Below are 26,078 nucleotides of genomic sequence, written 5' to 3'. Positions count from 1 at the left end.
CTCACCTCTTCTGGCCAAGACGCGCCGCGACTTTTGCGCCATCGGGCGACCCCAGGCCGGTGCAGGCGTCCCATCCGGACGCCGCAACGAAATCCCCATTATCGCCCCGCGTGATATCGCGGCAGACGCCGGCGGGATAAAGCCGGGGTTGCACATAGCCCAGGGGTTGACCCGCGGCGGCGTTAATCCGGGCAATAAGCCCGGCCCATAGCGGCGCCACCGCGCTGGTGCCCCCCACCACGGTATGTTGCCCCCGCACCAGAACCTGGTAGCCGGTTTGCGGATCGGCATTACCCGCCACATCGGGCACGCCCCGGTGGGTCAAAGGGGTTTTTTTACCGCCGGCGCGAGCCGCCGCAAGGGATTTTTGCCAGTCCGGCAAGGGAAAATGGCGACTAATCCCGCCCCCGCCCGCCCCACCCTGCCCGCCATCGTTCCAGACGGTCTCGGCCTTGATGACGTTATCGGCGGCCAGCAGGCGGGTACCGCCGCAAGCCAGGGCATAAGGGCTGGAGGCGGGGAAATCCACATGATCGCCGCCGTCGCCGACGCCATCGCCCGAGCCGCTGTCGCCGGACGCCACGCACACTGTTACGCCAAGGGCGGCGGCCGACTGCAAGGCATCATCGAAGGCATCAAGGGATTGCGCCGTCCAGCTGGATTCCGGGCCGCCCCAACTGACGGACACCACCGAGGGCCGATTGACCCTGTCATGAATGGCGCTATTGATGGCGTCGATAAATCCCTGGTCGCTGTTGCCGGCAAAATACACCGCCAGCGTGGCGTGCGGAGCAAGAGCGCCGATAATTTCGATATCCAGCATCACTTCGCCGTCCGCGCTGTCCGTGCCACCGGACGGACTGTTTTTGCCGCCGTCCACCGACACAGTCTTAAGGGAGGGTGTCGGCAAGCCCAGTGACGAAAAGTAGGCCTGCAAATCACTTTCGTCGTAGCCCCCGCCCAGCTCAATGATCGCCACGCATTGCCCTTCGCCGTCCCCGGCGGGGAAATCATACAGCGCCGCCAGGACCAACGGCGTATAGGACACGGATTCGGGGGCTTGGGCCGCAGGTCGGATGGGCGGTCGGAAACGGAAATGGGTCCGGGCCTGCGGCCGGTTATCCAGGCCCAATACCGCGGTAACGATCCCTTGTAGCTCCGCCGGTAGGTGGATAGCCCCGGTACGGCCGCGAAAATTTCCGGCCGCGTGAGTGTATCGCTGCAAACGAATACCGAAGGCATCGTTAAACTGACGTGCCGTCCCGGACAACACCACGGTACGGGTTACCGGATCGTCTTTTATCATCTGGAGCTGATAGCGCCGGGCGAAGCCGCGCACTTTTTCCCTATCCTCCGGGGAGGCGCTAAAACGTCTGGCGTACTCCTCGCGGCTCAAATACGCCGAATTCGACGGGGCATTGACGTGATCTCGGCATAAACCAACAAGATGCCGTTTAAATTCAGCCGCGTCAGGCCGGCGGATAATGAGACTGATGTCGAACCGTTCGTTATCCTCCAACGGTCCGGCGCAATGGGAGCCGGCGAGGGCTGTTCTCTCGCTGCCGGCTAAAGGATGTTTGCGCTGCGTCATATTCATGACTCCATTGCCAGGTGTAGGTGCCTTACAAACCCGTCATACCTCACAGCGCCTCTTCATCAACGGCGTCCGCCCGCTGACCGTCGCGAGGCAACGCGCGCGGTTTCGGGTAGGGACGTGTCAAACAACGCGCTTTATTCTCACGTTAGAACCTGGGTGGCTTCAATTCCAGGACGATTAATCTTAAATGTCGGATAACAGGGTCCGGCGCGATGATGAGCGACGCCGGCCCGGGATGGAAAGGGCCGGACGGCGGCCTGCTAGCTTGGCGCCGCATAACAGAGTATTCTCGTCTACTGGCTCGGGCGGGGCGGCGCTTTCCCCCCACTAACATGAGAGAAGTGACGATAATGATTGATCTTGACGCCTATTTGCAGCGTATCGACTGGCAAGGTACCGTCCGGACCGACCTTGACACCCTGACGGGGCTATTAGGGGCGCATATGCGGGCCATCCCCTTCGAGAACCTTGATGTGTTGCTCGGCCGGCGGATTGACCTCGGTCTGGCCAGCCTGCAACAGAAATTGGTCCAGGCGCGACGCGGCGGATATTGCTTTGAGCACGTCACCTTGTTTGCCGCGGCAATGGGCCAGATCGGGTTCCGGGTGTCCTGCCATCTGGCGCGGGTGGTGCTCGCGGCGCCGAAAACCGAGTCATCCCGCACGCATATGTTCGCCCTTGTTCACCTCCCGGAAGGACGCTTTGTCGCCGATCCCGGCTTTGGCGGCCCCGCATCGGTTATCCCCCTTCCCCTTATCGAAACCGAACAGCGATCAGCCCATAACAACGGCGACCACTGGTTCGCGCGTGAACAACAAGACTGGATTTTGCGTACCCGGAGCGACGGAATGGAAAGGGATCTTTGGGTATCGGAACTCGCCACTGACTACCCCATAGATTTTGAGCTGTCTAATTATTTTGTCGCAACGCACGATTCATCTATTTTCAAAACCAATATCATGCTGAACCTTTTTACCGAGAAGGGCCGTATTTCCGTAATAAACCGAGACGTGACCTTATGGGACGGCGAAGAGCGCAGTACCTGGCGGTTAGCCGACTATCCTGAACTGCGCCGGCTACTGCTTGACCGGTTTACTATCGCTTTACCGGCGGACGCCCTTTTGGATGCGCCCGCATTCGTTATTGCCTAAGCGAATATCCACCGCCGATAACACGGCGGCATGGAAAAGAAACAATGTGGCCTATGGCGCGTTTATTTCCGTATTTTTTTAAGGGTTATATCCTCGTCAAGATTAAACTGATTGCTTTTCCCTTTTGTAATGATAACTGCTATTGTCTTTTGACTTTGATATACTCTGCTCATTCACGTTGTCTCCATTAACCGCCGATGCCGATCCCAGTCATCATATTAGCGAATGCAGCCAACAAAGAGGCAACTTGAAGTATGGGGTATATATGAATCGATTCTGTATAAGAATAGGTTTCCATAATCCCTCGGCCCTGACATTTATTCGGCTACGGGAGCTTATGGCAAAAAACCATTTCACTTTACAGCGTCCTGGGGACGGGAGATTCCGCTGCTGGATTGATTACGAATATCATTGTGACAATACCTGTTGCGGCGAGGTCTGCCTATTGGCATACAATATTGCCGCCAGCGCCGGAAAAATACCCCTGGTATTAGTAGAGGAAAAAGCCCGCAATAACTGACTGTCTATTTGCCGCCATCCCACCGGCGAAATAGCCTTTATGCGTACCGCCCCACGCTATTTCACGTTATAGACTCTACATACTTCGAGTTGCATCGCGCGCCCGGCAAAGAGGCAGTACAGGTTCCAACGTGCTCGGGCGGGGGCCTTATTGCGTGTCTTTGCCCTGTCGGCGCAGCAGAAAAACAAAATAAGGCGCGCCGATAAACGTCGCCAGCAGACCCGCCGGGATCTGATTGGGGAACATCACGATTCGGCCGCACCAATCGGCCGCCAACATCAAGGCGGCGCCAATGATCGCCGCCGCGGCCAACTGCGGCATTGCGCGCCGGAAACCCAGCATGCGCGCCATATGGGGAGCCATTAGCCCAACGAAACTCAACGGCCCCACCGTCAAGGTGGCGCCGGCGGTCAGCACCGCCGCCAGCAGCAAAATGATCAGGCGGGACAGCGCCGGCGGCACGCCCAGCGAACGAACGGCGTCCAGGCCCAATGGCAACACGTTCAGCCAGCGGCGGCAAAGCGGCGTCAGCAGCAGTAATAACAGGGCGAGAACGGCGCCGGCCACCGCTTGCGGCGCCGACACGCCATACGTTGAGCCGGAAATCCAGTCCAGCAGGTCGCCGAGCCGCGGATCGCCGCTGGCCAGCAACAGCGAAATCACCGCGGAAAACAGCGTGCCCAGCGCAATGCCCGCCAACAGCAGACGCTGAGTGGAGAAATGCCGGCGTCCGCTTGCCGCTAGAATAGCGGCAAGGGTCGCCGCGGCTCCGACGCTCCCCGCCAGCAACTTTTCGCCGAATCCCTCGGCGGGCAGGAAAAACAGCGACAGTATGACCGCCGATGCCGCGCCGGCGCTGATCCCGAGCACCTCAGGGCTGCCCATGACATTGGCGGTCAGTTTTTGGGTCAGGGTGCCGGCGGCGGCCAGCATCAGACCGGCGCTAAGCGCCGCCAACGCGCGCGGCCAGCGCCAGGGCAACAGGCGCCCTATTTCCCCGCCCGCCCAGTTTACCCCATGGCCGTCGCGGCCGATCAGTAACGCTGCCGCCAGACCGCACAACAACAGCGCCACGCCGGCCGCGATCCACCATCCCGGCCGGCGGCGCTCGGCGCGCGCCTCGCCATGTTCCCCGGAGCCCGGCGGCGAGGCATGGCGCAAACGGGGCAGCAGCCAAAGCAAAAGCGGCGCGCCAAGCAGCGCGGTGGCGGCGCCGGTAGGCACGTCCCGCCACGCCCGCGCCAGCAGCACCATAGCCTGATCGGTAAGCCACAGCAGTAAGGCGCCCGCCAGCGGCGCCAACAACAAACGCTGGGATAAGCGGCGGGCGCCAAGCCACTTCGCCAGTTGCGGCGCGAACAGACCAATGAAACCCACCACGCCCACCGCATTGACCACCATGGCGCTCAATGTGATTGCCAGCGCCAGCGCCGCAAGCCGGGCGGCGGATAATCCCAGGCCGAGCTGACGCGCGACATTGTCGTCGACGCCCAACAGCGTCAACGGCCGGTTTAGCAATAACGCCAGTATTAACCCCAGGCCGAGACGCGGCAGCAAAAACTGAACCGATTGCCAATCCTGCTGATTCAATGCCCCGCTGCTCCATAAAAACACATCTTGTAAATCCTGATAATGAAACAGCGCCAGCAAGCTGTTGATGGCGCTGCAATACAGGCTGAATACCAATCCCGCCAAAATCAGGGTTACTGGCGACAACCGCTTTCCCCACGCGGTGCCGAATACCAGCGCGCCAACGGTCAATGCGCCCAGCAAGGCCGCCCATTGTTGCGCCGCCGCGCCGCCGGGAAGCCACCCCAGACCCGCTAAAACCACCCCCAGTTGCGCGCCGCTGGAAACACCCAGGGTGGCCGGTTCCGCCAGGGGATTACGCAAGACCTGCTGAAACAAGACACCGGCCAGCGCCAGGCCGGCGCCGGCCAGTAATGAAACGGCCAGGCGCGGCAATACGCTGTAATGAAACAGAACCTGTCGGATATCCGCGGCATCGGGCCGCACGATCGCCTCAGGCCAGAAACGCCAGGGCAGCGCCTGCCGGGCATTAATGACACTGAGCGTCAGGGCGGCTAAGAACATCAGTGCCGGCAGTGCGGCGGATAAAAAAAACGATCGTTTCAACATGGTGTCGCCATTCGCCCGAGAAGGTGATCGCCGGCCGGGTATCCCCGCGTTCGAACGAATGCGCCGGGGGTAAACGAACCGGTGGACGCGGGCTTTACCATTGGCTCTCCAGGGATTGCAGCATACGGCAAAATCGCAAAGCGGTCAGGGTGGCGCCAAAAAGCCAGATAGCGGGCACGGTGCGCAAACTATCCCGGCGGACAAACGGAATCGCCCGCCATAGCGGCGTTGCGGCCAGACGCGCCCTGACGGCGCCATCGCCGTGATCCAGGCATATGGCCCGCGCCGGCGGCAGCGACGCCAGACGCTCAATACCCACTTGCGCCGTGCCCCAAAAGCTGCTTTCCCCCTGCCAGGCATTATCAATATCAAGTTGCCGCATGACCCCGCCAAACAGACTATTGCCGCCAAGCACCACCGCATGGCGGTCGTCAAGCAACGTGAACACCAGCAACGGTTGTCGCCGATAGGAACCCAATCGCGCGCGGGCCTCCACCAGCCGGCGATCGAAATCGGCCAGATGCGCCCGGGCCGCCGCCACCTCCCCCAGACGTTCCGCCAGGGCCAACAGCCCGGCACGCACCGTTTGCAAGGGCTGACCGCGCCCATCGGTAAAATTGAACGCCATGGCGGGGGCGATGGCATGGAGTTGCGCGGCGCGCGGACCGTACCCCTGAGAGTACAGGAGCAGATCCGGATTCAGCGCGGCGATATACTCCAGGTTGGGTTCGGTGCGCAGACCGACGTCGAGAACCCCGGCCGGTAGCGCCGGCTTTCGCACCCATTGTCGGTAGCCATGGGTGTCGGCCACCGCCAGCGGCGTCACATTCAGCGCAAACAGCAATTCCAGTGGTAGCCATTCCAGGGCGATAATACGCGTAGCGACAGGCGGGGCGGCGTGGACCCGTCCGCCGGACAGCCATGGCGCCAACATCAGCGCGGTCAGCAGGCGACGCCGACTCGCATCCATGGCGGACATGCGGTCCGCCATTAACGGATCCGCCCCGATAGCAGGCCATTTTGCCCGTGTGGCGCGCCGGACGGCGCCAACGCCCCCTTCGCCCATCCGATACCGTACTGTCTCGACATCAATTGCCACCCTCAGAATGTATAGGTCAAACTGACGGAATAATTGCGGGGCTCGCCATAGACGGCATAATCGCTAAGCCAGGCATAATAGGCGCGATCGAACAGGTTGTTGATATTGGCCTGCACCGCTACCTGCTTGTTGATCTGGTAGCGGGCAAACAGATTGGCCAGCGGGTAGCTGCCCTGGTAAACGCGGTGGGTCTCGCCGTCCGGCCCCGTCGCATCCTGGAACGTGCGATTTTGCCAGTTGACACCGCCGCCCACGGTCAACGCCGGCAGCATCGGCACACGATAGCGGGTAAACAGTTTCAACGAGGTTTGCGGCATATTGCTGTTCAGGCGGCTTCCGGTATTATCTTTCGCCACATAGCGCGTCGCGCCGAAGGTCATTTGCAGGTTTTCCGTCACCGCGCCGTTGAGTTCGAATTCCACGCCCTTGCTGACCGTGCCTTGCGCGGCATAATAGGCCTGTTCGCTGGTATTATTGACAAAATTGTCGCCATCGGCCTGCGCGACATTGTCTTCTTCAATGCGGAACACCGAGAAGGACGTCGTCAGCCGGCCGTTCAGCCAGTCTGATTTCAGACCGGCTTCATAGTCCTTACCCGTGACCGGCGCAAGATAACGTCCGTTGCGATCGCGATTGGTCTGCGGCTGAAAAATGGAGGTATAGCTGGCGAAAGCCGACCAGGCGTCGTTAATGTCATAAACCAGACCGCCATAAGGCGCAATGCGATCTTTACTCACATTGCCGCTGCTGCCCACCGTACTCCACTGCGTGTAACGCGCGCCGAGGATAAGCGCCAAGGGATCGGCCAGCGAAAAACGGACAGCGCCATAAGCCGATTTTTGCCGCACCACATCATCGTTATCCAGATACCAGTCGCCCCAGTCCGGTTCGGCGACATCGCCATTCCAGCCGTTGAAACTGCCCATCTGCTCGGTATCCATTTCACCGTCCGCGCTGTAATAGACATTGTGTTGCCGGCTATAGCTCACGCCGGCCACCAGTTCGTGCCGACGGCCCAACAGCTCAAAAGGCCCGCTGGCGTAGGTATCCACCGAATCCAGTTTGCGCGTGCCCCTATCGAGGCTGCCGAAGCCGGAGATGCCTTCGCCGGTTATCGCGTCGGGAAAGTCCTCAATATAAAGCAGCTTGTCATCGAATTTTTCTTCCGCATGGGTGCCGTTCACCCGCAACGTCCAGCCATTGTCGAAATCATGCTTGATATTGGCGAAGACCTTGCGTGAATCAAGATTATAGTGTGTCCAGTTTGCCGATACGCTGGTACTGCGATCAAAATGGGTGCGCGTGCCGTCGCTATACCAGGTGGGTAAGCCCCCCCAGGTGGGGTTGGCGGTATGACTTTCCTGATAATCGTAGCCCAGGGATAGCGTGGTGTGGTCGGTAATATCGGCGTCCACAACCCCGTAGAGGAACTTTTTGTCTTTATGGTAGCGATCCAGCCAGCCGTCCTTGTCCTGGTAGCCGGCGATAATGCGGCCGCGCACGGTCCCCGATGCGTTTAACGGGCCGGCAAGATCCGCCACGTAACGCTGGTTGTTCCAACTGCCATAGCTGGCGCTGAGGTTGCCGGTGAATTCCCGACTGTCGGCATGCTTGCGCACCATATTCACCGCCGCCGCCGGATTACCGGCGCCGGTCATCAGGCCCGTGGCGCCGCGCACCACTTCGATCCGGTCATAAATGGCCGTATCTTCGCCGGCATCGCCAAAATTCCAGGTATCACTCACCGAAGTGGGAATACCATCATACAGATAATTATTGATGTAAAAACCACGGGAGTAATACGCGGCGCGCTCGCTGTCGATGATTTCCGTCTCGATGCCGGTGGTGTTATCCAATACCTCGCCCACCGTTTGCAGGTTTTGATCCAGCATGCGCTGCTTGGTGATAATACTCACCGACTGCGGCACATCGCGCGGCGTGAGCAGCATCTTTGTGCCGGCGCGCGTGGTTTTGGCGCTATAGTCCTGTTGCCCGTCGGTTGCGGCGTCGGTCTTGGCTTTAACGATAATCTGTTGTTGCGCGGCCCCCTTCGGGGATGCGGCGACAACCGTAGCCGGGTTGTTCTGTTGCCTGTCCGCGGCGGCTACGGCGTCATCGCCACCGCTATCGGCGGCTTGCGCCGGCGCCGGGCTAAGCAAAATAGGCGTCGCCAACGCCAGCAGGGAAAGGTGAAACAGCGTCTGATATCCGGCGTGTGTTCGCACGTGCCGTTTTTTGTGCCATCCAAACCAATAAGAAGCCATGAAGTCATCCCAAGAGAAGTTCTATAAATAACAATGAGAATTCAAATGAGAATCATTTTGTTTATAGTTCAAAAATGTTCTAGCAAAAAAATGTAATGATTTATAATTTATAGTGTTTTCATCAGGTTATTCGTATTGCATACGGAAGGCTGACCTCGCCACCCTTCCAGGATGGCGCATTAGGTAATCAGGACTGTCCGCCAGCCAGCGCTTCATAACCGGCTTGTGGGGCGGTATCGGCATCCGGTTGCGACATGCGCGCCAGCCTGGGCGCGAACACAATCATCAGCACCGCGATGACCGCGGTCACCAGACCGATTTGCAGGAAAACGTGGCTGTAAACCGCCAGGGAAACCTTGGGGTCGGCGACATCGCCGGGCACCGCCGTCAACCCGGCGACATTACCGGCAATCACCGCCGCCGCGGCCGTGGTCAGGAACCAGGCGCCCATAATGAATCCCATCAGGCGCTGGGGCACCAGTTGCGCCACCATCGCCAGGCCAAGACCGGAAATCATCAGCTCGCCGATACTTTGCAAGGCGTAGCTTATCACCAGCCATTTAATCGCGACGATGCCCTGTTGCGAGGCGAATTTCGCCCCCAAGGGCAGTACCAGAAAGGCCAGGGAACACAGCACCATGCCAATGGCGAACTTATGCGGCATGGGCAGTTTATCGCCCATCACGTTATACACCGCCGCCAATAACGGACTGGCCAGCATGATCCACATCGGATTAAGGGACTGGAACTGCTCCGGCTGAAAAGTATAACCGAGCACCACATGCCCGACATTATGAATGGCGAAGAAATTCAGCGACGTGGGCATCTGGCTGTAGAGGACGAAAAACACCACCGCCTCGATCATCAGCAGCAACGCCACAATCATCCGGCGGCGCGCGCTACCGGTCAGACGCAACGTCTCGCGGGCGAACACGAACAGGATGCAAAGGGAAACAGCCAGCAATGTCCAGCGCGCCACTGGCTGGTGATGCAACAGCCAGGCGGAGGCCGAGATCAGTAAAGCGACACCCGCCAGCACCATTGCCAGACATCCCAGCCGGATCGGCTTTCCGTCGGCCTGTGAGCCGTGGCCGCGTACCCAGTGCCGGAAAAAGAAAAAGTTGACCAGCGTCAGCAGCATACCGGCCACCGACAGCGAGAACGCCACATTCCAGCCAAAGCGATCCGCCAGATACGGCGTGGCGAGCTGCGACATAAACGATCCGATATTGATGGCCATGTAATACATGGTAAAAGCGCCATCCAATTTCGGGTCGCCCTTTTGATACAACGTGGATAGCAGCGACGAGGGATTGGCTTTGAACAAGCCGCTGCCGACCGCCACACAGGCCATGCCCACATACACCGCCGCGGTGTGCTGGCCGGACCCGGCGATAACGGCATAGCCGGCGGCCAGCACCAGCGCGCCCAGCACGATCACCCGCTTGGTGCCCAAAATCTTGTCGCCAAGCCAGCCGCCGATGGCGACAAAACCATAGACCAGCGCCGTAAATGACGAAAACAGGGTAATGGATTCCCGTTCCGACATGCCCAGCATATGAACTAAGTATACCGGCAGGATGGCCTGTAAACCGTAAAAGCCAAACCTTTCCCACAGTTCGATGGAGAAAATCAAATAGAACGATTTAGGCTGTCTGAACGCATTCAAACCCGCCTTTTCCGATGTGTTGTTTGCTATGGACACGAAAACCTCTTTTCTGTCGGATCATTTTCCCATGGGGAAATGACCGCCTTGATGCTGGAAAGCATTCTTGTAATGAGGGGGAAGAGCATTTCAGGCTAGGGAACCGAACGCGCGTTCGGGAAATTAGGCGCTGTAACATATTCCATATGAAATAATTATAATGGAATAAAAACCGCCATGTCCTGCGTTTTTTAAGACATTTCCGCTCGATAAAACAGCAAAAGCCTGTTTTTGATCGGTTATATTTCTAAAAATTAACATTTTCACCTGTTTTATAACGGGAAGGTAACGTTATGCCTGGCAAAACCAGGCCCTACCCGCCGCCGCCGTGTTCAGAGCCAGTGAACAGGGAAAGGCCAAATCGCGTTCATTGGACAAACGGACAAAAAAATTCTGTTGCATACCTAATGACTTTTGCCTTTTTCGACGTTACTCTTGCGCCGTGATTGCGAACCGGATCGCGCCAAAGAATCGCGGCCGGCTGCAGTAACTCAGTCATAGCGCTGGCGTCTAGCCGCACAGGACGTCTTCCAAGAGGTAGAAATCGCATGTACAGATCCGTCACAGCACAACCCCGTCGAATTCAAGAAGATCCTTCCGCCGCCACCCCGAACTGGCGCTTTTATACCAATCGCCAAGGCCAATGGGGCTGGTGCCAGGCCGAGCACAGCGGTTATATCGTTAGATGCTCAACCCGTTTTTTCCAGTTTCGTCGCGACTGCATCCACGACGCCGAGCAGCACGGTTATTAAATGCCCGGTCGCCGTCCGGGCAAACGACGGCGGCCGGGCTCCCATTGGCGCCGACAATGAATCAAGAGAGACCTGAGAGATAAGCGTAACTTATCCCTGACGGTGTTCAGGCCATGTGTCCACATCGGTTTGACGCCAGGGTATTCTCCGCCGGCGGGCTTTTTGTTTCTCTTTGCGCCGCTTCCTGGCGCATCGGCGCACTGTTTGCGTGCAAATTGCCGCTCACTCCCGTGCTTTTCATGCGCGACAAATCCTGCTGTTTTATATTTTCCCGAAAAAATAATAGCTTAAATCCTGGCATGGTTTTTGGATCATAAAATGGAATATGGTATACGATATATTGTTATAAATATGTTAATTTAACTATCGACTACCAAAACCGCCGAATACAGCGGAATCGAGGGGGAAGTATGACTGGAAAATTTAAAAAGCAGTTAACCCTGACAGATCTCACCTTTATCGGGTTAGGGGCAATTTTCGGATCCGGCTGGTTGTTCGCCGCAAGCCATGTATCATCCATTGCCGGGCCGGCGGGCATTATCTCATGGGTGATCGGCGGCGTCGCCGTGCTACTGCTCGGCATCGTATTCTGCGAGCTGGGCGCCGCCCTGCCCCGCGCTGGCGGCGTTATCAGTTATCCGGTAATTTCGCACGGCCCGCTACTAGGATATCTGATGGGATTCATCACGGTTATCGCCTTCACGAGCCTGGTGGCGATCGAGGTGGTGGCCGCCAGACAATATGCGGCGGCGTGGTTTCCCGCCCTGACCCAACCGGGCAACGGCAGCCCCACCATTATCGGCTGGCTGTTCCAGTTCGTGGTGCTGTGCGGTTTTTTTTACATCAACTACAACAGCGTCAAGACCTTCGCTAAAACCAATAATGTCATCAGCATGTTCAAATTCGTCGTACCGCTGCTGGTCATTATAACCCTTTACCGCTTTTTCAAACCCGCCAACCTGACATCGGCGGGATTCGCCCCCTTTGGCATGACCGGCGTGGAAATGGCGGTTTCCGCCGGCGGCGTGATTTTCGCCTATCTGGGTCTGACGCCCATCATCTCGGTGGCCAGCGAAGTCAAAAATCCCCAGCGCACCATCCCCATCGCCATGATCTTGTCCGTGCTGCTTTCGGCGTTGATCTATGTGCTGCTGCAACTGGCCTTCGTCGGCAGTATCCCCACTGAGACGCTGGCCCAGGGATGGCAAGGCATCAGCCATACCTTCAGCCTGCCGTATCGCGATATCGCCCTCACACTCGGTATTGTCTGGCTGGGCTATCTGGTGGTTGCCGATGCCATTATTTCACCCTCCGGTTGCGGCAATATCTATATGAACGCCACGCCGCGCATCGTGTACGCCTGGGCCAAGTCAGGCACATTATTCAACATATTCACCCGAATCGACGAACAATCCGGCATTCCGCGCCCCGCCCTGTGGCTGAGTTTTCTGCTGTCGGTGTTCTGGACGCTCCCCTTCCCCTCCTGGGAGGCATTGATCAATGTGGTATCCGCCGCCCTGGTGCTCAGCTACGCGCTGGCCCCGATTTCGGTGGCGGCGTTACGTCGAAACTGTCCGGAATTGCGGCGCCCCTTCAAGGTCACCGGCTTTGCCGTCATCGGGCCGCTATCCTTCATTATCGCCTCGCTCATCGTCTACTGGTCCGGGTGGAGCACCATTTCCTGGTTGCTGGGCCTGCAAATCCTGATGTTCGTGATTTACATCCTGTGCGGCCGTTTCGCTCCGACACAGCAGATCCCCCTGGTGCAACAGATAACGTCTTCCGCCTGGCTTATCGGCTACTACCTGGTCATGTTGCTGCTGTCCTGGGCGGGCGATTTCGGCGGCAAAGGCTATCTGGCGCGTCCAGCCGATACCGTGGTCGTGGCGGTGGCCGCCATCGTGATTTATTACTGGGGAGCGGCGACGGGGACGCCGCGCGCGCTTATTGATTTCGCCGGCGAAGACGACTTTTTACCAGAGCAGTATGCCCAAACGCAGCCAATCATGGTGAAAAATTCGTAACTTGCCGGTTATACAACGTTAGCAGAGGAATGGAAAATGGTGGAAAAAGTCAACTGGACCGGCGTATTCCCCGCCGTCACCACGCAATTTAACACCGACTTATCGGTCAATCTCGAAGCCACCCATAGCGTTATCGCCAACCTGGTGAGGGATGGCGTGTCCGGACTGGTGGTTTGCGGCAGTGTGGGTGAAAACACCTCCCTTAGCGCCGAGGAAAAAATCGCCGTGGCCGAGGTCGCCAAAGATGCGGCGGCCGGGCGGGTGCCGGTTATTTGCGGCGTCGCCGAATTTACCAGCCGCAATGCGGCGCAGGTGGCCCTGGGCGCGCAACGGGTGGGCGTCGATGGCATCATGCTGATGCCCGCCTTGGTGTATTCGTCCAAACCTTATGAAACCGAGCAGCATTTCCGCAGTGTGGCGCAAAGCGTCAGTCTGCCGGTGATGGTGTATAACAACCCGCCGATTTACAAAAACGATGTCACGCCGGACATTCTTATTTCCCTGGCCGATTGCGAGAATATCCTGTGTTTTAAAGACAGTTCCGGGGATACCCGCCGCTTTATCGATGTGAGAAACCGGGTGGGCGATCGGTTTACCTTGTTCGCCGGCCTGGACGATGTGGTGCTGGAAAGCATTGCCGTCGGCGCCGAGGGCTGGATTTCCGGTATGTCGAATGTTTTCCCCAAAGAGGGAGAAACCCTTTTCCGTCTGTGCAAGGCCGGACGTTTCGCCGACGCCATGCCGCTCTATGAATGGCTGATGCCAATCCTGCATCTTGATGCCCGTCCCGATTTGGTACAATGCATTAAGCTATGCGAAGAGATCGCCGGCCGCGGTTCGGCACTGACGCGACCGCCGCGCCTACCCCTTAAGGGGGATGAACGCGAGCATGTCCAAACCCTGATGAAAAATGCTCTGGCTACGCGCCCGACGCTGCCGGATGTCGGCCTTTGACGCTGCTTTCCCCGCCACGCGGGGGTCGGTCGAAGGCGTACCTTGTATCAAAGGAATCACCACAATGGAAAACCTGATCATTCCTGATCTTAGTAAGGCGCCTTCGACGTCGGATGTCATTACGCAATATTTGCGTAAAGCCATTCTTAACGAATATTTTTCGATGGACGAACCCATCCGCCAGGATGACATCGCCAAGAAATTCAATGTCAGCAAAATTCCCGTCAGGGAGGCGTTGAAAAAGCTCGAGTCGGAAGGATTGGTGATTTTCATCAAGAATCGCGGCGCGGTGGTGACCCGTATGACCGATAACGAACTCGCCCAACTCTTTGAAATGCGGATCCTGTTGGAACAGCGCCTGCTGGAGCTGGCCATTCCCAATATGGGCGAACAGGACTTTGCCGCCATTGAGCAAGCCTACCGGAATTATATCGCCGATCAGGACATCCTCAATTGGTCTTATCTCAACTGGCGGTTTCACGCGACATTATATCAGCCGGCCAACCGGCCGCTTATTCTGGACGCCGTGAGTTCCATTAATCAAAAGCTGGAACGGTATCTTCGTATGCAGATCAGTCTGTCCGACGGGAAACCCCGCGCCGATCGGGAACACGCCGAGATTATGCGGCTGTGCCGTCGCGGCGATGTGACCGCGGCGGTGGATTTGCTCAAAGCGCATATCTACGGCGTTTGCCAGTCATTACTGGATAATCTGAACGGCAAATAACGCTTTTTAAGGAGAGTGTTGATGCGCAAAATTTCCATTATCGACTCTCATACCGGCGGGGAACCCACCCGTCTTGTCACGGCCGGTTTTCCCGATCTGGGCCGCGGGCCGATCACCGCGCGCAAAGAGATCCTGGCCGCACGCTATGACGGCTATCGCCGGACCTGTATTCTCGAACCCAGGGGCGGCGATGTCCTGGTGGGCGCGCTGCTGTGCGAACCGGTGGACCCCGGGGCCTGCGCCGGCGTCATCTTCTTTAATAATGCCGGTTATCTGGGGATGTGCGGACACGGCACGATCGGACTGGTCCGCTCGCTCGCCTGGATGGGGCGCATTTCCGCCGGCAGGCACAAAATTGAAACGCCGGTGGGCGACGTGTATGCCACCTTGCATGATGATTTGTCGGTCAGCGTTGAAAATGTGCCCGCCTGGCGTTACCGGCGACAGGTCACGGTGGCGAGCGGCAGGCTTGGACTCGTGACCGGCGATATCGCCTGGGGCGGCAACTGGTTTTTTCTGATAAGCGACCACGGCCTGTCGGTCGTCGGCGATAATATTCCGGCATTGACCGCATACGCCCTGGACGTCAGGCGCGCTTTGCAGGAGCAAGGTATCAGCGGCGAAGACGGCGCGCCTATCGACCACATCGAATTATTCGGCCCGCATCCCAGCGCCGACAGCCGCAGCTTTGTGCTCTGTCCGGGCGGCGCCTATGACCGCTCGCCCTGCGGCACCGGCACCAGCGCCAAATTGGCTTGCCTGGCGGCGGACGGCAGGCTGGCCCCCGGCCAGGTCTGGCGGCAAGCCAGCATTATCGACAGCGTTTTTGAGGGGTACTATGCGCCGCACGAACACGGCGTGCTGCCGACTATACGGGGAACGGCGCATATCAGTGCGGAAACCACGCTGATCATCGAAGAACAAGACCCTTTTGCCTGGGGGATCGCACTGTGAAGCCCGTCGGTGCATCCGATGTGCTGATTATCGGCGGCGGGATTGTCGGCGCCTGTTGCGCCTGGACGCTGGCGCAACGGGGTTTGCGGGTCACCGTGATGGATGCCGGTCTGCGCGCCGCCACGGCGGCGGGCATGGGCCATCTGCTTATTCTCGACGGTAACCCGGCCGAGTTGGCCCTTACCCGCTATGCCCTGCGGCGCTGGAAGCACATCGCCGCGCACTTGCCCCCCACGGCGGCCTACCGTAAAAACGGAACGCTATGGCTGGCCGCCAACCAGGAAGAAATGGCCGAGGCCGAAAGGAAACACCATCTGTTGCGCGAGCAAGGCGAAACCTGCCGGTTGTTGACGGGCGCGCAGCTCACCGCCGCCGAGCCCTGGCTGCGCGAGGGCCTGACGGGCGGACTGCTTATTGAGGACGACGGTATAGTCTATGCGCCGGCAGTGGCGCGCTGGATGCTGGCAAGCGCCGGCGCGGCGCAGGTTTCCGGCACTGTGAGCGCCATCGACGGCACGCGGGTCATCCTGGAGGACGGCCGTTGTCTGGCGGCGGATCATCTTATTCTCGCCAACGGCATTCAGGCGCCGATGCTGTTTCCCGAGTTACCCATCGAGCCGAAAAAAGGGCATCTGGTGATCACCGAGCGTTGCCGCCATCCCATTAAACACACCCTGGTGGAGCTGGGTTATGTGACCAGCGCTCATCATACCGCCGGCCCCTCCGCGGCCTGCAACATTCAACCCCGGCCGACGGGGCAGATTTTTATCGGCGCGACGCGCCAGTTCGGCAATACGGATCCGGCGGTGGAAAGCTGGATGCTGAGCAAAATGCTCAGACGGGCCTGCGAGTATGTCCCCGCCCTGGCGCGATTAACCGTTATCCGGGCCTGGACCGGGTTTAGGGCGGCCACCCCCGACGGTTTGCCGATCATCGGGCGCCATCCGCGCCATTCCGCCGTCTGGCTTGCCGTGGGCCACGAGGGGTTGGGCGTTACCACGGCCACGGCCACGGCGGATCTGCTCTGTGCCGCGATTTGCGGCGAACGACCGCCGCTGGCCGACGCGCCCTATCGCGTGGAACGTTTCTTAAAGGGAGCCTGATCATGATCGAACTTGATGTCGATGGGCAAAAAATAACGGTACCCGAAGGGATTACCGTGGCGGCGGCGCTGGCGCTGCGCGGCGACGGTTGCAGCCGAACCTCGGTAACGGGACGGCGCCGGGCGCCGGTGTGCGGCATGGGCGTTTGCCAGGAATGCCGGGTCATTATCGACGGCGAACGGCGCCTGGCCTGCCAGACCCTGTGCCGGCCAGCCATGCGGGTGAATACCCATGAAACGGATTGAAACCGATATTCTGGTGATCGGCGCCGGGCCCGCGGGATTAGCGGCCGCGACCGCCTGCGCCCGAGGAGGCGCCGAAGTGCTTGTTATCGACGATAATCCCCGGGCCGGCGGCCAAATCTGGCGCCAAGGACCTGGCGGACAGCCGACGACGACGGCGGAAGGTTATTTCCGGCAACTGGCCGGGAACCGACGGATCCGGTTCGCGCCCGGTACCCGTCTGATTTTGAGAACCGCAGAACAGCGCTACTTGCTGGAAGACGATGCCTCGGCCTACGAGGCGACGGCCGGCAAAGTTATTATCTGTTGCGGCGCCCGGGAACGCTTTATCCCTTTCCCCGGTTGGACCTTGCCCGGCGTCACCGGGGCCGGAGGCCTGCAATCGCTGGTCAAATCCGGGACCGATATCGCCGGGCAGCGGATTGTTATTGCCGGTAGCGGGCCACTACTGCTGGCCTGCGCCGATACCGCGCGTCGGCATGGCGCGCGCGTCGCCGGCATTTTTGAGGCGCAGCGGCCGGGGGCCATGTGGTCTTTCGCCAACGGCCTGTGGCGCTGGCCGGGCAAACTATGGCAGGCCGCCACGCTGGCCCATCCACGCTATCGCCTCAACAGTAGTGTGATCGCCGCGCATGGCGAACACCGCCTGCAGCGGATCACCGTTGAACAAAACGGCAAACTCAGGGACATTCCCTGCGATCGTCTGGCCTGCGGTTATGGGCTTATCCCCAATACCGATATCGCCCGGATGCTGGGCGCCGATGTGGGCGAACAGGGCATTGTCGTCGACGCGTACCAGCGGACATCACAGCCGAATCTCTATGCCGCCGGCGAATGTACCGGAATCGGCGGCAGCGAGCTGTCGTTGGCGGAAGGCGCCATAGCGGGCGCCCATGCCGTGGGCCGACAGAATGAAGCCAATGGCCGCCTGGCGGAGAAACGCCACTGGCAACGCTTCGCGCAGGCCGTCGAACGGGCGTTCGTTCTGCCGGAGCGGTTGAAAAAAGGGGTGACGGCCGAGACGATTATCTGCCGCTGCGAAGACGTGACCTACGGCGAGTTGTGGGCATTCGACAATCCGGCGGCGGCCAAAATGGCCACCCGCTGCGGCATGGGCCCCTGCCAAGGTAAAATCTGCCTGTCTTCGCTGGGCTTTTTGCAAGGCTGGCAAGCCGTGGAGCCGCGTCCTCCCTTGTTGCCCGCGCGAATCGCATCCCTGTGCCGGCCAGACGAAGCGCCGCCTTTACCCCGTCAATACCCTCACCCGGAGTAACGATATGTCTCTTCTTGGAAAAAATTTTATCGGCGGACGACGGAGCGGGCAACAGGCCCGCACGCGGGTAAGCCACGACGCCCATACCGGCGAGGCGCTGCCTTATGCCTTCGCGCCGGCCACCGAGGAAGAAGCCGGACAAGCCTGTCTGGCGGCGCAACTCGCCTTTCCCGCTTACCAGGGGATTCCAGTTGCCGCCAGGGCCGGTTTCCTGCAAGCCATCGCCGATGAATTGGATGCGCTGGATGACGATTTCATCGCGCTGGCGATGCGCGAAACCGCCTTGGCCGAAGGACGACTGCGCGGTGAGCGCGCTAGGACCAGCGGCCAGATGCGGTTGTTCGCCGAAGTATTGCGCCGCGGTGATTATCTCGGCGCTCGCATTGATACGGCCCTGCCCGATCGTACGCCGTTGCCGCGTCCCGATATCAGGCAGGTCAAGCGCGGTATCGGTCCGGTGGCGGTTTTCGGCGCCAGCAACTTCCCGTTGGCCTTTTCCACCGCGGGCGGCGATACGGCCGCGGCCCTGGCGGCGGGTTGTCCGGTGGTCGTCAAGGCGCATCCGGGCCATATGGCGACGGCGGAGTGCGTCGCCAACGCGATTATCCGCGCCGCCGAAAAAACCGCCATGCCGGCCGGTGTCTTTAATATGATTTACGGCGATACCATTGGCCAGGCGCTGGTCCGTCATCCGGCCATCAAAGGCGTGGGTTTCACCGGCTCCCTGAAAGGCGGCCGCGCTTTATGCGACCTGGCGGCATCCCGCCCCGATCCCATCCCGGTTTTTGCCGAAATGAGCAGCATCAATCCGATGATTTTGCTGCCCGACGCGCTGGCGGAACGGGGCGAGGCCATCGCGCGGGAATTGGCCGATTCGGTGGTAATGGGCTGCGGTCAGTTTTGCACCAATCCGGGCCTGGTCATCGGTATCGCCTCCCCCGCCTTTAGCGCTTTTTTAACGGCGCTGCAGACCGAAATAACCCGTCGGCCGGCGCAAACCATGCTCAATGACGGCGTCCTTACCCAGTATAAACAGGGGATCGATCGGCTAAGCCGCCAGACGGGCGTGACCCATCTCGCCGGCCGGCGGCAGCAGAACAGACAGGCCTGTCCCCAGCTGTTCCAGGCCGAGGCGCGGTTGCTCAGCGACGGGGATCCGCTGCTACAGGAGGAAGTGTTCGGCCCGGTGACCGTCGTGGTCGCCGTGGCGGACGGGGCGGAGCTGGCGCGTGCCCTGCAAGCCTTGCAGGGGCAACTGACGGCGACATTAATCGCCGGGGACGGCGATCTTGCGCGTTTCGCCTGGCTGACGCCGCTGCTTGAACAGAAAGCCGGCCGTCTTTTGCTTAACGGCTACCCCACCGGCGTGGAGGTGTGCGACGCCATGGTACATGGCGGCCCGTATCCCGCCACCTCGGATGTCAGGGGGACATCGGTGGGCACGCTGGCCATTGAGCGCTTCCTGCGCCCGGTCTGTTATCAGAATTACCCACAGGCGATGTTGCCGGACGCGCTAAAAGACGACAATCCCCTAGGCATCCCCCGGCTGGTAAACGGGGTATTCACCCGTGCGCCCCTGTCAATCGGCGCGGGGCGGAAGGAGTGAATAATCCGTCATACTCCTCGTTGCCTTTTTGTTGATGGCAAGGCAACGTGGAATTGTCCGGGGTCTATACCGTGAGCGGCGGTCAGGGAGAGCGGCGCGGCGTCAGCGGCTCATGCTGGCGCCTTTGTTCATGACCGCGCGGATATCCGCTTCCTGCACCAGATTGAGATCGCCGGTAATGGTCAGCTTCAGCACGCTGGCGGCGATGGCGAAATCGATATTTTCCTGGGGTTCGAAATCATGCAGCAGGCCGTGCATCAGGCCGGCGCCAAACGCATCGCCGGCGGCCACGCCTTCCATGACATGCATATCATAGGCCCGTGATTCATAGAACCGGCCGTCACGGTACAACAGGCTCATCCAGCGGCTTTTTTCCACCGAATGGATATCGCGCAGCACGCTGGCCACCATCTTGCAGCCGGGATAGCGGCGGGTCACTTCCCGCATGCCTTCCTTAAAGGTCTCTGCCTGGGCGATCCCGCGGGTCATATCGCCATCGAATGCCTTGATGCCCAAGGTCGCTTCGAAATCCTCATCATGGGCGATGCACAGCGTGACATAATGCATTAACTCCGACATGACCCGCTGGGCTTTTTCCGGTTTCCACATTTTGCCGCGGTAGTTCATATCGCAAATAACCGGAATAGCGTGCGCACGGCAATACACGCAGGCCTCTTTGACCGCCTGCGCCAACTCCTCGGAAATGGACGGCGTGATGCCGGAAAAATAGAAATAACCGATATCCCGGAATATCGCATCCCAGTCGAACTCTGCTTTGCGGACTTCAGCGAAGGCGCTGCCGGCCCGATCGTAGACGACATTGGTGGAACGCACGCTGGCGCCTTTTTCAAAGAAGTAGATGCCCAAACGGCGCCCGCCGCGCAAAACGTGTCGGGTATCGACGGCATATTTGCGCAGGGTGCCCAGCGCGCTTTCGCCCAGCAGATTGTCCGGCAGTTTGGTCAGATAAGCGCTTTCATCCCCCAGCAGGGACAGCGAGACGGCGACATTCGCCTCGGCGCCGCCATAGGTGGCTTCAAAATTATCCGACTGGATGATGCGATTGTTGCCTTGCGGTTTCAAACGTAACATCATTTCGCCAAAGGTTAACACTTCCCGGTTGTTGCTCATTGTCACATAGCCTCAATGCTCGTCATACTTCAAGCCGCCGCGTTGTCGGCCGCGCTCGCATACCCCGGCCGCCTAGCGGTTATGCCGCCGGGGATCTCCTCGCCCGCCGTGGATGCGACTTGAATTCTCAGGCGTATTCACCTCATCCACATCAGGCGGAAGAACATGGCATTATGTGCCTTACCGTTAATAAAACAATAGATGAAATGCTATTTTAATTTTTTATAAGAATGATGGACATTTTTTCAGCGTCAGCCGCTGCCGACGGAATCCGCCCTGGAGCGGCGACGCCGGAGACCTGATCTGGTAGTCGCAGGCGCTCAGCGCGGCCTTGGCGCCCACGCCGGCCGGTAAGCCCGGTTCCGGACGCGGGCGCATCGCGATAGCGCGTGTTTAGCGCTGTTGCAGCGCGTCCAGCGCCATATTCAATCCCAGGACATTGACCACCGACTCGCCGAGGAAATACACCGGCGGACGCTGGATGTGGTCCGCCACCAGACGCCGGACTTCGGCTTCCGGTAAATGGCGGGCCTGCGCTACCCTCGGCACCTGCCATTCAGCGGCGGCCGGGGAGATCTGCGGGTCAAGACCGCTGGCGGACGCCGTGACCAAATCCGTCGGCACCGGTCCTTGGGCCTGGGGATTCGTCTTATGCAAATCCGCCACGCGCTGTTTGATGGCGGCGTCCTGGGCCGGATTACTCACCGCCAGGTTGCTGCCCGACGACGCCAGCGGGTTGTAAGGGGCATCCGAGGTGGCCGACGGCCGGCCCTGAAAATAATCCGGGCGGGTGAAATTCTGGCCGATAAGGACGGAGCCGCGCACATGGCCGCCTTGCGTCACCAGCGAGCCATTGGCGGTATCGGGAAACCACCACTGCCCCAGCCCCGTGGTCAGCAGCGGATATCCCGCGCCGGTAATCAGCGAAAGCACGATAAAAAGTGAAATCGCGGGTCGAAACACATTCATTGTCCGGCTCCTCATACCCAACCCAACAGGGTCAGAACGATATCGATCAGTTTGATGCCGACAAACGGCACAATGATGCCTCCCCCGCCATAAATCCACAGATTGCGGCGTAGCAGCGAGGCGGCGGGCATCGGGTGGTAACTTACCCCGCGCAGCGCCAGCGGGATCAATAACACGATAATCAAGGCATTGAAGATAACCGCCGACAATATGGCCGAGGTCGGCGAGTGCAGCCGCATCACATTGAGCATGTTGAGCTGCGGATAAGTCACCGCGAACGCCGCCGGGATAATGGCGAAATACTTGGCCACATCGTTGGCGATACTGAAGGTGGTCAGCGAACCGCGGGTCATCAGCATTTGTTTGCCGATATGCACCACTTCCAGCAGCTTGGTGGGATTGGAATCCAGATCCACCATATTGCCGGCTTCTTTGGCCGCCTGGGTACCGGAATTCATGGCCACGGCCACATCGGCCTGCGCCAGCGCCGGTGCGTCATTGGTGCCGTCGCCGGTCATCGCCACCATACGGCCCTCAGCCTGATACTGCCGTATCAGCGCCAGCTTGGCCTCCGGCGTCGCCTCCGACAGAAAATCGTCCACGCCGGCTTCCGCGGCGATGGCCGCCGCCGTCAGCGGGTTGTCGCCGGTTACCATCACCGTCCGGATGCCCATTTTGCGTAATTCGGCAAACCGCTCCTTAATGCCGCCTTTGACGATATCCTTAAGCTCGACAACGCCCATTACGGTATTGCCCTCGGCCACCACCAGCGGCGTACCGCCCCTGCGCGCCACGGCGTCCACCTGTTGTTCCACATCGGCGGGGAACCGGCCGCCATTGCTCTGCACATGGCGGCGGATGGCGTCGGCGGCGCCTTTGCGCAGCATTTTCTGGCCGATATTCACGCCGCTCATGCGCGTTTGGGCGGAAAACGGAATAAACGTGGCGTTCAGGCTTTGCAGATCCCGTTCCCGCAAATTGAACTTTTGTTTGGCCAGTACCACGATGCTGCGCCCTTCCGGGGTTTCGTCCGCCAGCGAGGCCAATTGCGCCGCATTGGCCAGCGCGTCTTCGCCAATCCCCCGCGCCGGCAGAAAACGGCTGGCCTGCCGATTCCCGAGCGTGATGGTGCCGGTTTTATCCAGCAGCAAAACATCCACATCGCCGGCGGCTTCCACCGCCCGACCGCTGGTGGCAATCACGTTGGCGCCAAGCATCCGGCTCATGCCGGCAATACCGATGGCCGACAACAACGCGCCGATGGTGGTGGGGATCAGGCAGACCAGCAACGCCACCAGCACCGTAACGCTCACCGGTACGCCGCCCCAGGCGGAGAAGGGATACAGCGTAGCGGTCGCCAAGAGAAAAACGATGGTAAGCGAGACCAGCAGGATGGTCAGCGCCACTTCGTTGGGCGTTTTGCGCCGCTGGGCGCCCTCGACCATGGCGATCATCCGATCGAGGAAGGTTTCCCCCGGGTTGACGCCGCACCGCACCACCAGCCAGTCGGATAAAATACGCGTTCCGCCGGTAACCGAGGCGAAATCGCCCCCCGCCTCGCGGATGACCGGCGCCGACTCGCCGGTAATGGCGCTCTCGTCCACCGACGCGCCGCCCTGAAGGACTTCGCCGTCGCAAGGAATGATGTCGCCCGCCTCCACCAGCACGACATCGCCCTTGCGCAGATTGTCGGCCGCCACCTTTTGCTGCGGGGCGTCGCGTTCCGCCGCATTCAGCTTCTTGGCCCAGCGGGTGCGCTTGATGCCCTTAAGGCTTTCCGCCTGCGCCTTGCTGCGTCCTTCGGCCAGCGCCTCGGCGAAATTGGCAAACAGCACCGTGAACCATAGCCAAATGCTGATGGCGGCGGTAAAGCCTATTTGACCGCCCTTGCCGGCCGTCATAAACACCGCCAGCAACGTGGTCAGGATACTGCCCAGATAGACCACGAACATAACCGGATTGCGGTACTGTATCCGTGGATCAAGTTTTCTGAATGAATCGACCAGCGCCGGGCGCCACAAGGCGTTACGCTGCTGGGCGGCAATTGAATGTCCCATAAGATAATTCTCCGGCAATTAATGACCCAACAACTGTAAATGTTCGACAATGGGCCCCAGGGCCAAAGCGGGAATAAAGGTGAGCGCGCCCACCAGTAATACCGTGCCGATGATCAGCGCGGTAAACAGCGCGCCATGGGTCGGTAACGTTCCGGCGCCGGCCGGCTGCGTTTTTCTGGCCGCCAGCGAGCCGGCGATAGCCATTAGCGGGAGAAATGGCGCAAAACGGCCAAGGAGCATGACCGCCGCCAGCAGCAGGTTCCAGAATGGCGTGCCGGCCGACAGACCGGCGAAAGCGCTGCCGTTGTTGTTGGCCGCCGAGGACACCGCGTACAGCACTTCGCTGAAACCATGCGCGCCCGGATTGAGCATGCCGGCGCGTCCGGCCGGCGTCATCATCGCCAGCGCAGTGCCGAGCAATACCAGCGAGGGCGTGATGAGGATATAAAACGCCGCCATCTTCATTTCCGGCACGCCGATTTTCTTGCCCAGGTATTCCGGCGTGCGGCCTATCATTAAACCGGCGATGAATACCGCCAGCACCACATTCATCAACATGCCGTACAAACCGGAGCCCACGCCGCCGAAAACCACTTCGCCCAATTGGATCAACCACAGTGGTATCATGCCGCCCAACGCGGTGAATGAATCATGCATGGCGTTAACCGCGCCGCAGGACGCGGCGGTGGTGATAACCGCGAATAGACTGGAATTAAGGATACCGAAACGGCTCTCCTTGCCCTCCCAGTTCATGGCGCTGTCCGCGCCAAACGCCGTCAGATGCGGATTACCCTTGACCTCCGCCGCCATCGCCAACCCCGCGGCCACCACAAATATCAGCGCCATGGCCCAGAGAATGGCGTTACCCTGTCGCCTGTCGCGCACCACCTCCCCAAATGTGAAGCACAAGGCGGCCGGAATAAGAAATATCGCCAGCATCTGGATGAAATTGGTCAGCGCGGTGGGGTTCTCAAACGGATGGGCGGAGTTGGCGTTAAACAAACCGCCGCCATTGGTGCCCAGCATCTTGATCGCTTCCTCAGACGCCACCGGTCCCATGGGCAAAGTCTGTCGCGCGCCCTCAAGCGTAGTCGCCGTCACATACGGGTGGAAATTTTGTATCGTCCCCTGGCTAATCAAAAACACCGCCATAACCAGCGATAGCGGCAGCAGTATGAACAGCGTCACACGGGCCAGATCCCGCCAGGCATTGCCGAGATTGTCGGTGTTGTGCCGGGCGAAACCGCGTATCAAGGCGAACAGCACGGAAATACCGGTGGCCGCCGAGAGGAAATTCTGCACGGCCAGTCCGGCCATTTCGCTAAAATAGCTCATGGTGGATTCGCCGGAATAGGCTTGCCAGTTGGTGTTGGTCACGAAACTGACCGCCGTGTTCAAGGCCAGATGCCAGGACAAACCGGGAAAGCCTTGTGGATTAAGCGGTAAAACGCCCTGCGACACTAATATCGCCAGCAGCGTCAGGAAACCGGCCAGATTGAACAGCAATAGGGCGCACAGGTACTGGCGCCAGTTCATCTCCTGCGCCGACACGCCGCATAACCGCCACAAACCGCTTTCAATGAATGCGGTTCCCGGCAACGGACGGTCGAGCACCATACCCGTCATCATACGCCCCAGCGGCTGGGCGAGGACCAGCAGCACCCCCAGAAAGCAGGCCAGCAATAAAAATGCTTCGGCGACCATCAGAAATCCTCCGCCCGAATAAGGGCATAGAACAAATAGCCCAATAACAGAAATACCAGCGCAATGCCGGCAATCATCGCGACGTTCACAATGTTTCTCCAGAAATT

At 59.6% G+C, this 26,078-nt stretch carries 20 protein-coding genes; 10 read left to right on the top strand and 10 right to left on the bottom strand.

Annotated features, from left to right (window positions below; all coding sequences use genetic code 11):
* Window position 1: 1 nt before the first annotated feature.
* Window positions 2-1,591, bottom strand: coding sequence for a S53 family peptidase (locus FCN80_RS05385; protein WP_136988865.1), 1,590 nt, complete (start codon window positions 1,589-1,591; stop codon window positions 2-4).
* 356 nt (window positions 1,592-1,947) lie between these two features.
* Here FCN80_RS05385 and FCN80_RS05380 point away from each other — a divergent pair, with 356 nt between their 5' ends.
* A complete protein-coding gene (locus FCN80_RS05380) occupies window positions 1,948-2,748 on the top strand; it encodes an arylamine N-acetyltransferase family protein (protein ID WP_170975322.1) in 801 nt (266 codons plus the stop codon).
* A gap of 667 nt (window positions 2,749-3,415) precedes the next feature.
* On the opposite strand, the gene fhuB is transcribed toward FCN80_RS05380, so the two are convergent.
* From fhuB to dtpA, 4 genes are all read right to left on the bottom strand, one after another.
* Window positions 3,416-5,407, bottom strand: coding sequence for a Fe(3+)-hydroxamate ABC transporter permease FhuB (fhuB, locus tag FCN80_RS05375; protein WP_136988863.1), 1,992 nt, complete (start codon window positions 5,405-5,407; stop codon window positions 3,416-3,418).
* A 94-nt stretch (window positions 5,408-5,501) separates the two neighbouring features.
* Window positions 5,502-6,398: a Fe(3+)-hydroxamate ABC transporter substrate-binding protein FhuD gene (gene fhuD / locus FCN80_RS05370; RefSeq protein WP_136988862.1), complete on the bottom strand. Its 897-nt coding sequence runs from the start codon at window positions 6,396-6,398 to the stop codon at window positions 5,502-5,504.
* A 110-nt stretch (window positions 6,399-6,508) separates the two neighbouring features.
* Complete coding sequence (gene fhuE, locus FCN80_RS05365; protein WP_230492497.1) at window positions 6,509-8,731, bottom strand: ferric-rhodotorulic acid/ferric-coprogen receptor FhuE; 2,223 nt, start codon at window positions 8,729-8,731, stop codon at window positions 6,509-6,511.
* Window positions 8,732-8,957: 226 nt separating this feature from the next.
* A complete protein-coding gene (gene dtpA, locus FCN80_RS05360; RefSeq protein ID WP_136988860.1) occupies window positions 8,958-10,475 on the bottom strand; it encodes a dipeptide/tripeptide permease DtpA in 1,518 nt (505 codons plus the stop codon).
* Window positions 10,476-11,023: 548 nt separating this feature from the next.
* Between dtpA and FCN80_RS05355 the strand changes: the two genes are divergently transcribed.
* The 9 genes from FCN80_RS05355 to FCN80_RS05315 all read left to right on the top strand — a co-directional run bounded on the left by FCN80_RS05355 (window position 11,024) and on the right by FCN80_RS05315 (window position 20,110).
* The gene (locus tag FCN80_RS05355; protein ID WP_136988859.1) at window positions 11,024-11,227 is read left to right on the top strand and encodes a hypothetical protein; all 204 of its coding nucleotides are present in this window, start codon (window positions 11,024-11,026) and stop codon (window positions 11,225-11,227) included.
* A 410-nt stretch (window positions 11,228-11,637) separates the two neighbouring features.
* The gene (locus FCN80_RS05350; protein WP_136988858.1) at window positions 11,638-13,251 is read left to right on the top strand and encodes an APC family permease; all 1,614 of its coding nucleotides are present in this window, start codon (window positions 11,638-11,640) and stop codon (window positions 13,249-13,251) included.
* Between the two features lie 36 nt (window positions 13,252-13,287).
* Window positions 13,288-14,205: a dihydrodipicolinate synthase family protein gene (locus FCN80_RS05345; RefSeq protein WP_136988857.1), complete on the top strand. Its 918-nt coding sequence runs from the start codon at window positions 13,288-13,290 to the stop codon at window positions 14,203-14,205.
* A gap of 64 nt (window positions 14,206-14,269) precedes the next feature.
* Complete coding sequence (locus tag FCN80_RS05340) at window positions 14,270-14,932, top strand: GntR family transcriptional regulator (RefSeq protein ID WP_136988856.1); 663 nt, start codon at window positions 14,270-14,272, stop codon at window positions 14,930-14,932.
* 21 nt (window positions 14,933-14,953) lie between these two features.
* Complete coding sequence (locus FCN80_RS05335; protein WP_136988855.1) at window positions 14,954-15,886, top strand: 4-hydroxyproline epimerase; 933 nt, start codon at window positions 14,954-14,956, stop codon at window positions 15,884-15,886.
* Window positions 15,883-16,989 (top strand): NAD(P)/FAD-dependent oxidoreductase, encoded by a 1,107-nt coding sequence (locus tag FCN80_RS05330; RefSeq protein WP_136988854.1) that lies wholly within the window; start codon window positions 15,883-15,885, stop codon window positions 16,987-16,989. The genes FCN80_RS05335 and FCN80_RS05330 overlap by 4 nt, the downstream gene beginning before the upstream one ends.
* A gap of 2 nt (window positions 16,990-16,991) precedes the next feature.
* A complete protein-coding gene (locus tag FCN80_RS05325) occupies window positions 16,992-17,234 on the top strand; it encodes a (2Fe-2S)-binding protein (RefSeq protein WP_136988853.1) in 243 nt (80 codons plus the stop codon).
* The gene (locus tag FCN80_RS05320; protein ID WP_136988852.1) at window positions 17,221-18,504 is read left to right on the top strand and encodes an NAD(P)/FAD-dependent oxidoreductase; all 1,284 of its coding nucleotides are present in this window, start codon (window positions 17,221-17,223) and stop codon (window positions 18,502-18,504) included. The genes FCN80_RS05325 and FCN80_RS05320 overlap by 14 nt, the downstream gene beginning before the upstream one ends.
* Window positions 18,505-18,508: 4 nt before the next feature.
* Complete coding sequence (locus FCN80_RS05315; RefSeq protein ID WP_136988851.1) at window positions 18,509-20,110, top strand: aldehyde dehydrogenase (NADP(+)); 1,602 nt, start codon at window positions 18,509-18,511, stop codon at window positions 20,108-20,110.
* 102 nt (window positions 20,111-20,212) lie between these two features.
* Here FCN80_RS05315 and FCN80_RS05310 read toward each other — a convergent pair whose 3' ends face one another.
* The 5 genes from FCN80_RS05310 to kdpF all read right to left on the bottom strand — a co-directional run bounded on the left by FCN80_RS05310 (window position 20,213) and on the right by kdpF (window position 26,060).
* Window positions 20,213-21,241: a sugar kinase gene (locus FCN80_RS05310; protein WP_136988850.1), complete on the bottom strand. Its 1,029-nt coding sequence runs from the start codon at window positions 21,239-21,241 to the stop codon at window positions 20,213-20,215.
* Between the two features lie 393 nt (window positions 21,242-21,634).
* Window positions 21,635-22,210, bottom strand: a complete 576-nt coding sequence (gene kdpC, locus FCN80_RS05305; protein ID WP_136988849.1) for a potassium-transporting ATPase subunit KdpC — start codon at window positions 22,208-22,210, stop codon at window positions 21,635-21,637.
* Between the two features lie 11 nt (window positions 22,211-22,221).
* Window positions 22,222-24,267 carry a potassium-transporting ATPase subunit KdpB gene (gene kdpB / locus FCN80_RS05300; protein ID WP_136988848.1) on the bottom strand — a complete coding sequence of 682 codons (2,046 nt, stop codon included), beginning with the start codon at window positions 24,265-24,267 and terminating at the stop codon, window positions 22,222-22,224.
* 18 nt (window positions 24,268-24,285) lie between these two features.
* Window positions 24,286-25,971, bottom strand: coding sequence for a potassium-transporting ATPase subunit KdpA (kdpA, locus tag FCN80_RS05295; protein ID WP_136988847.1), 1,686 nt, complete (start codon window positions 25,969-25,971; stop codon window positions 24,286-24,288).
* Window positions 25,971-26,060, bottom strand: a complete 90-nt coding sequence (gene kdpF, locus FCN80_RS05290) for a K(+)-transporting ATPase subunit F (protein WP_136988846.1) — start codon at window positions 26,058-26,060, stop codon at window positions 25,971-25,973. Before kdpF ends, kdpA begins: the two co-directional genes overlap by 1 nt.
* Window positions 26,061-26,078 lie beyond the last annotated feature (18 nt).

Origin of the sequence: Martelella alba (genome assembly GCF_005217455.1) — a bacterium.
Lineage (GTDB): Bacteria > Pseudomonadota > Gammaproteobacteria > Enterobacterales > Enterobacteriaceae > Acerihabitans.
This window is presented reverse-complemented; position numbering and strand designations above follow the sequence as displayed.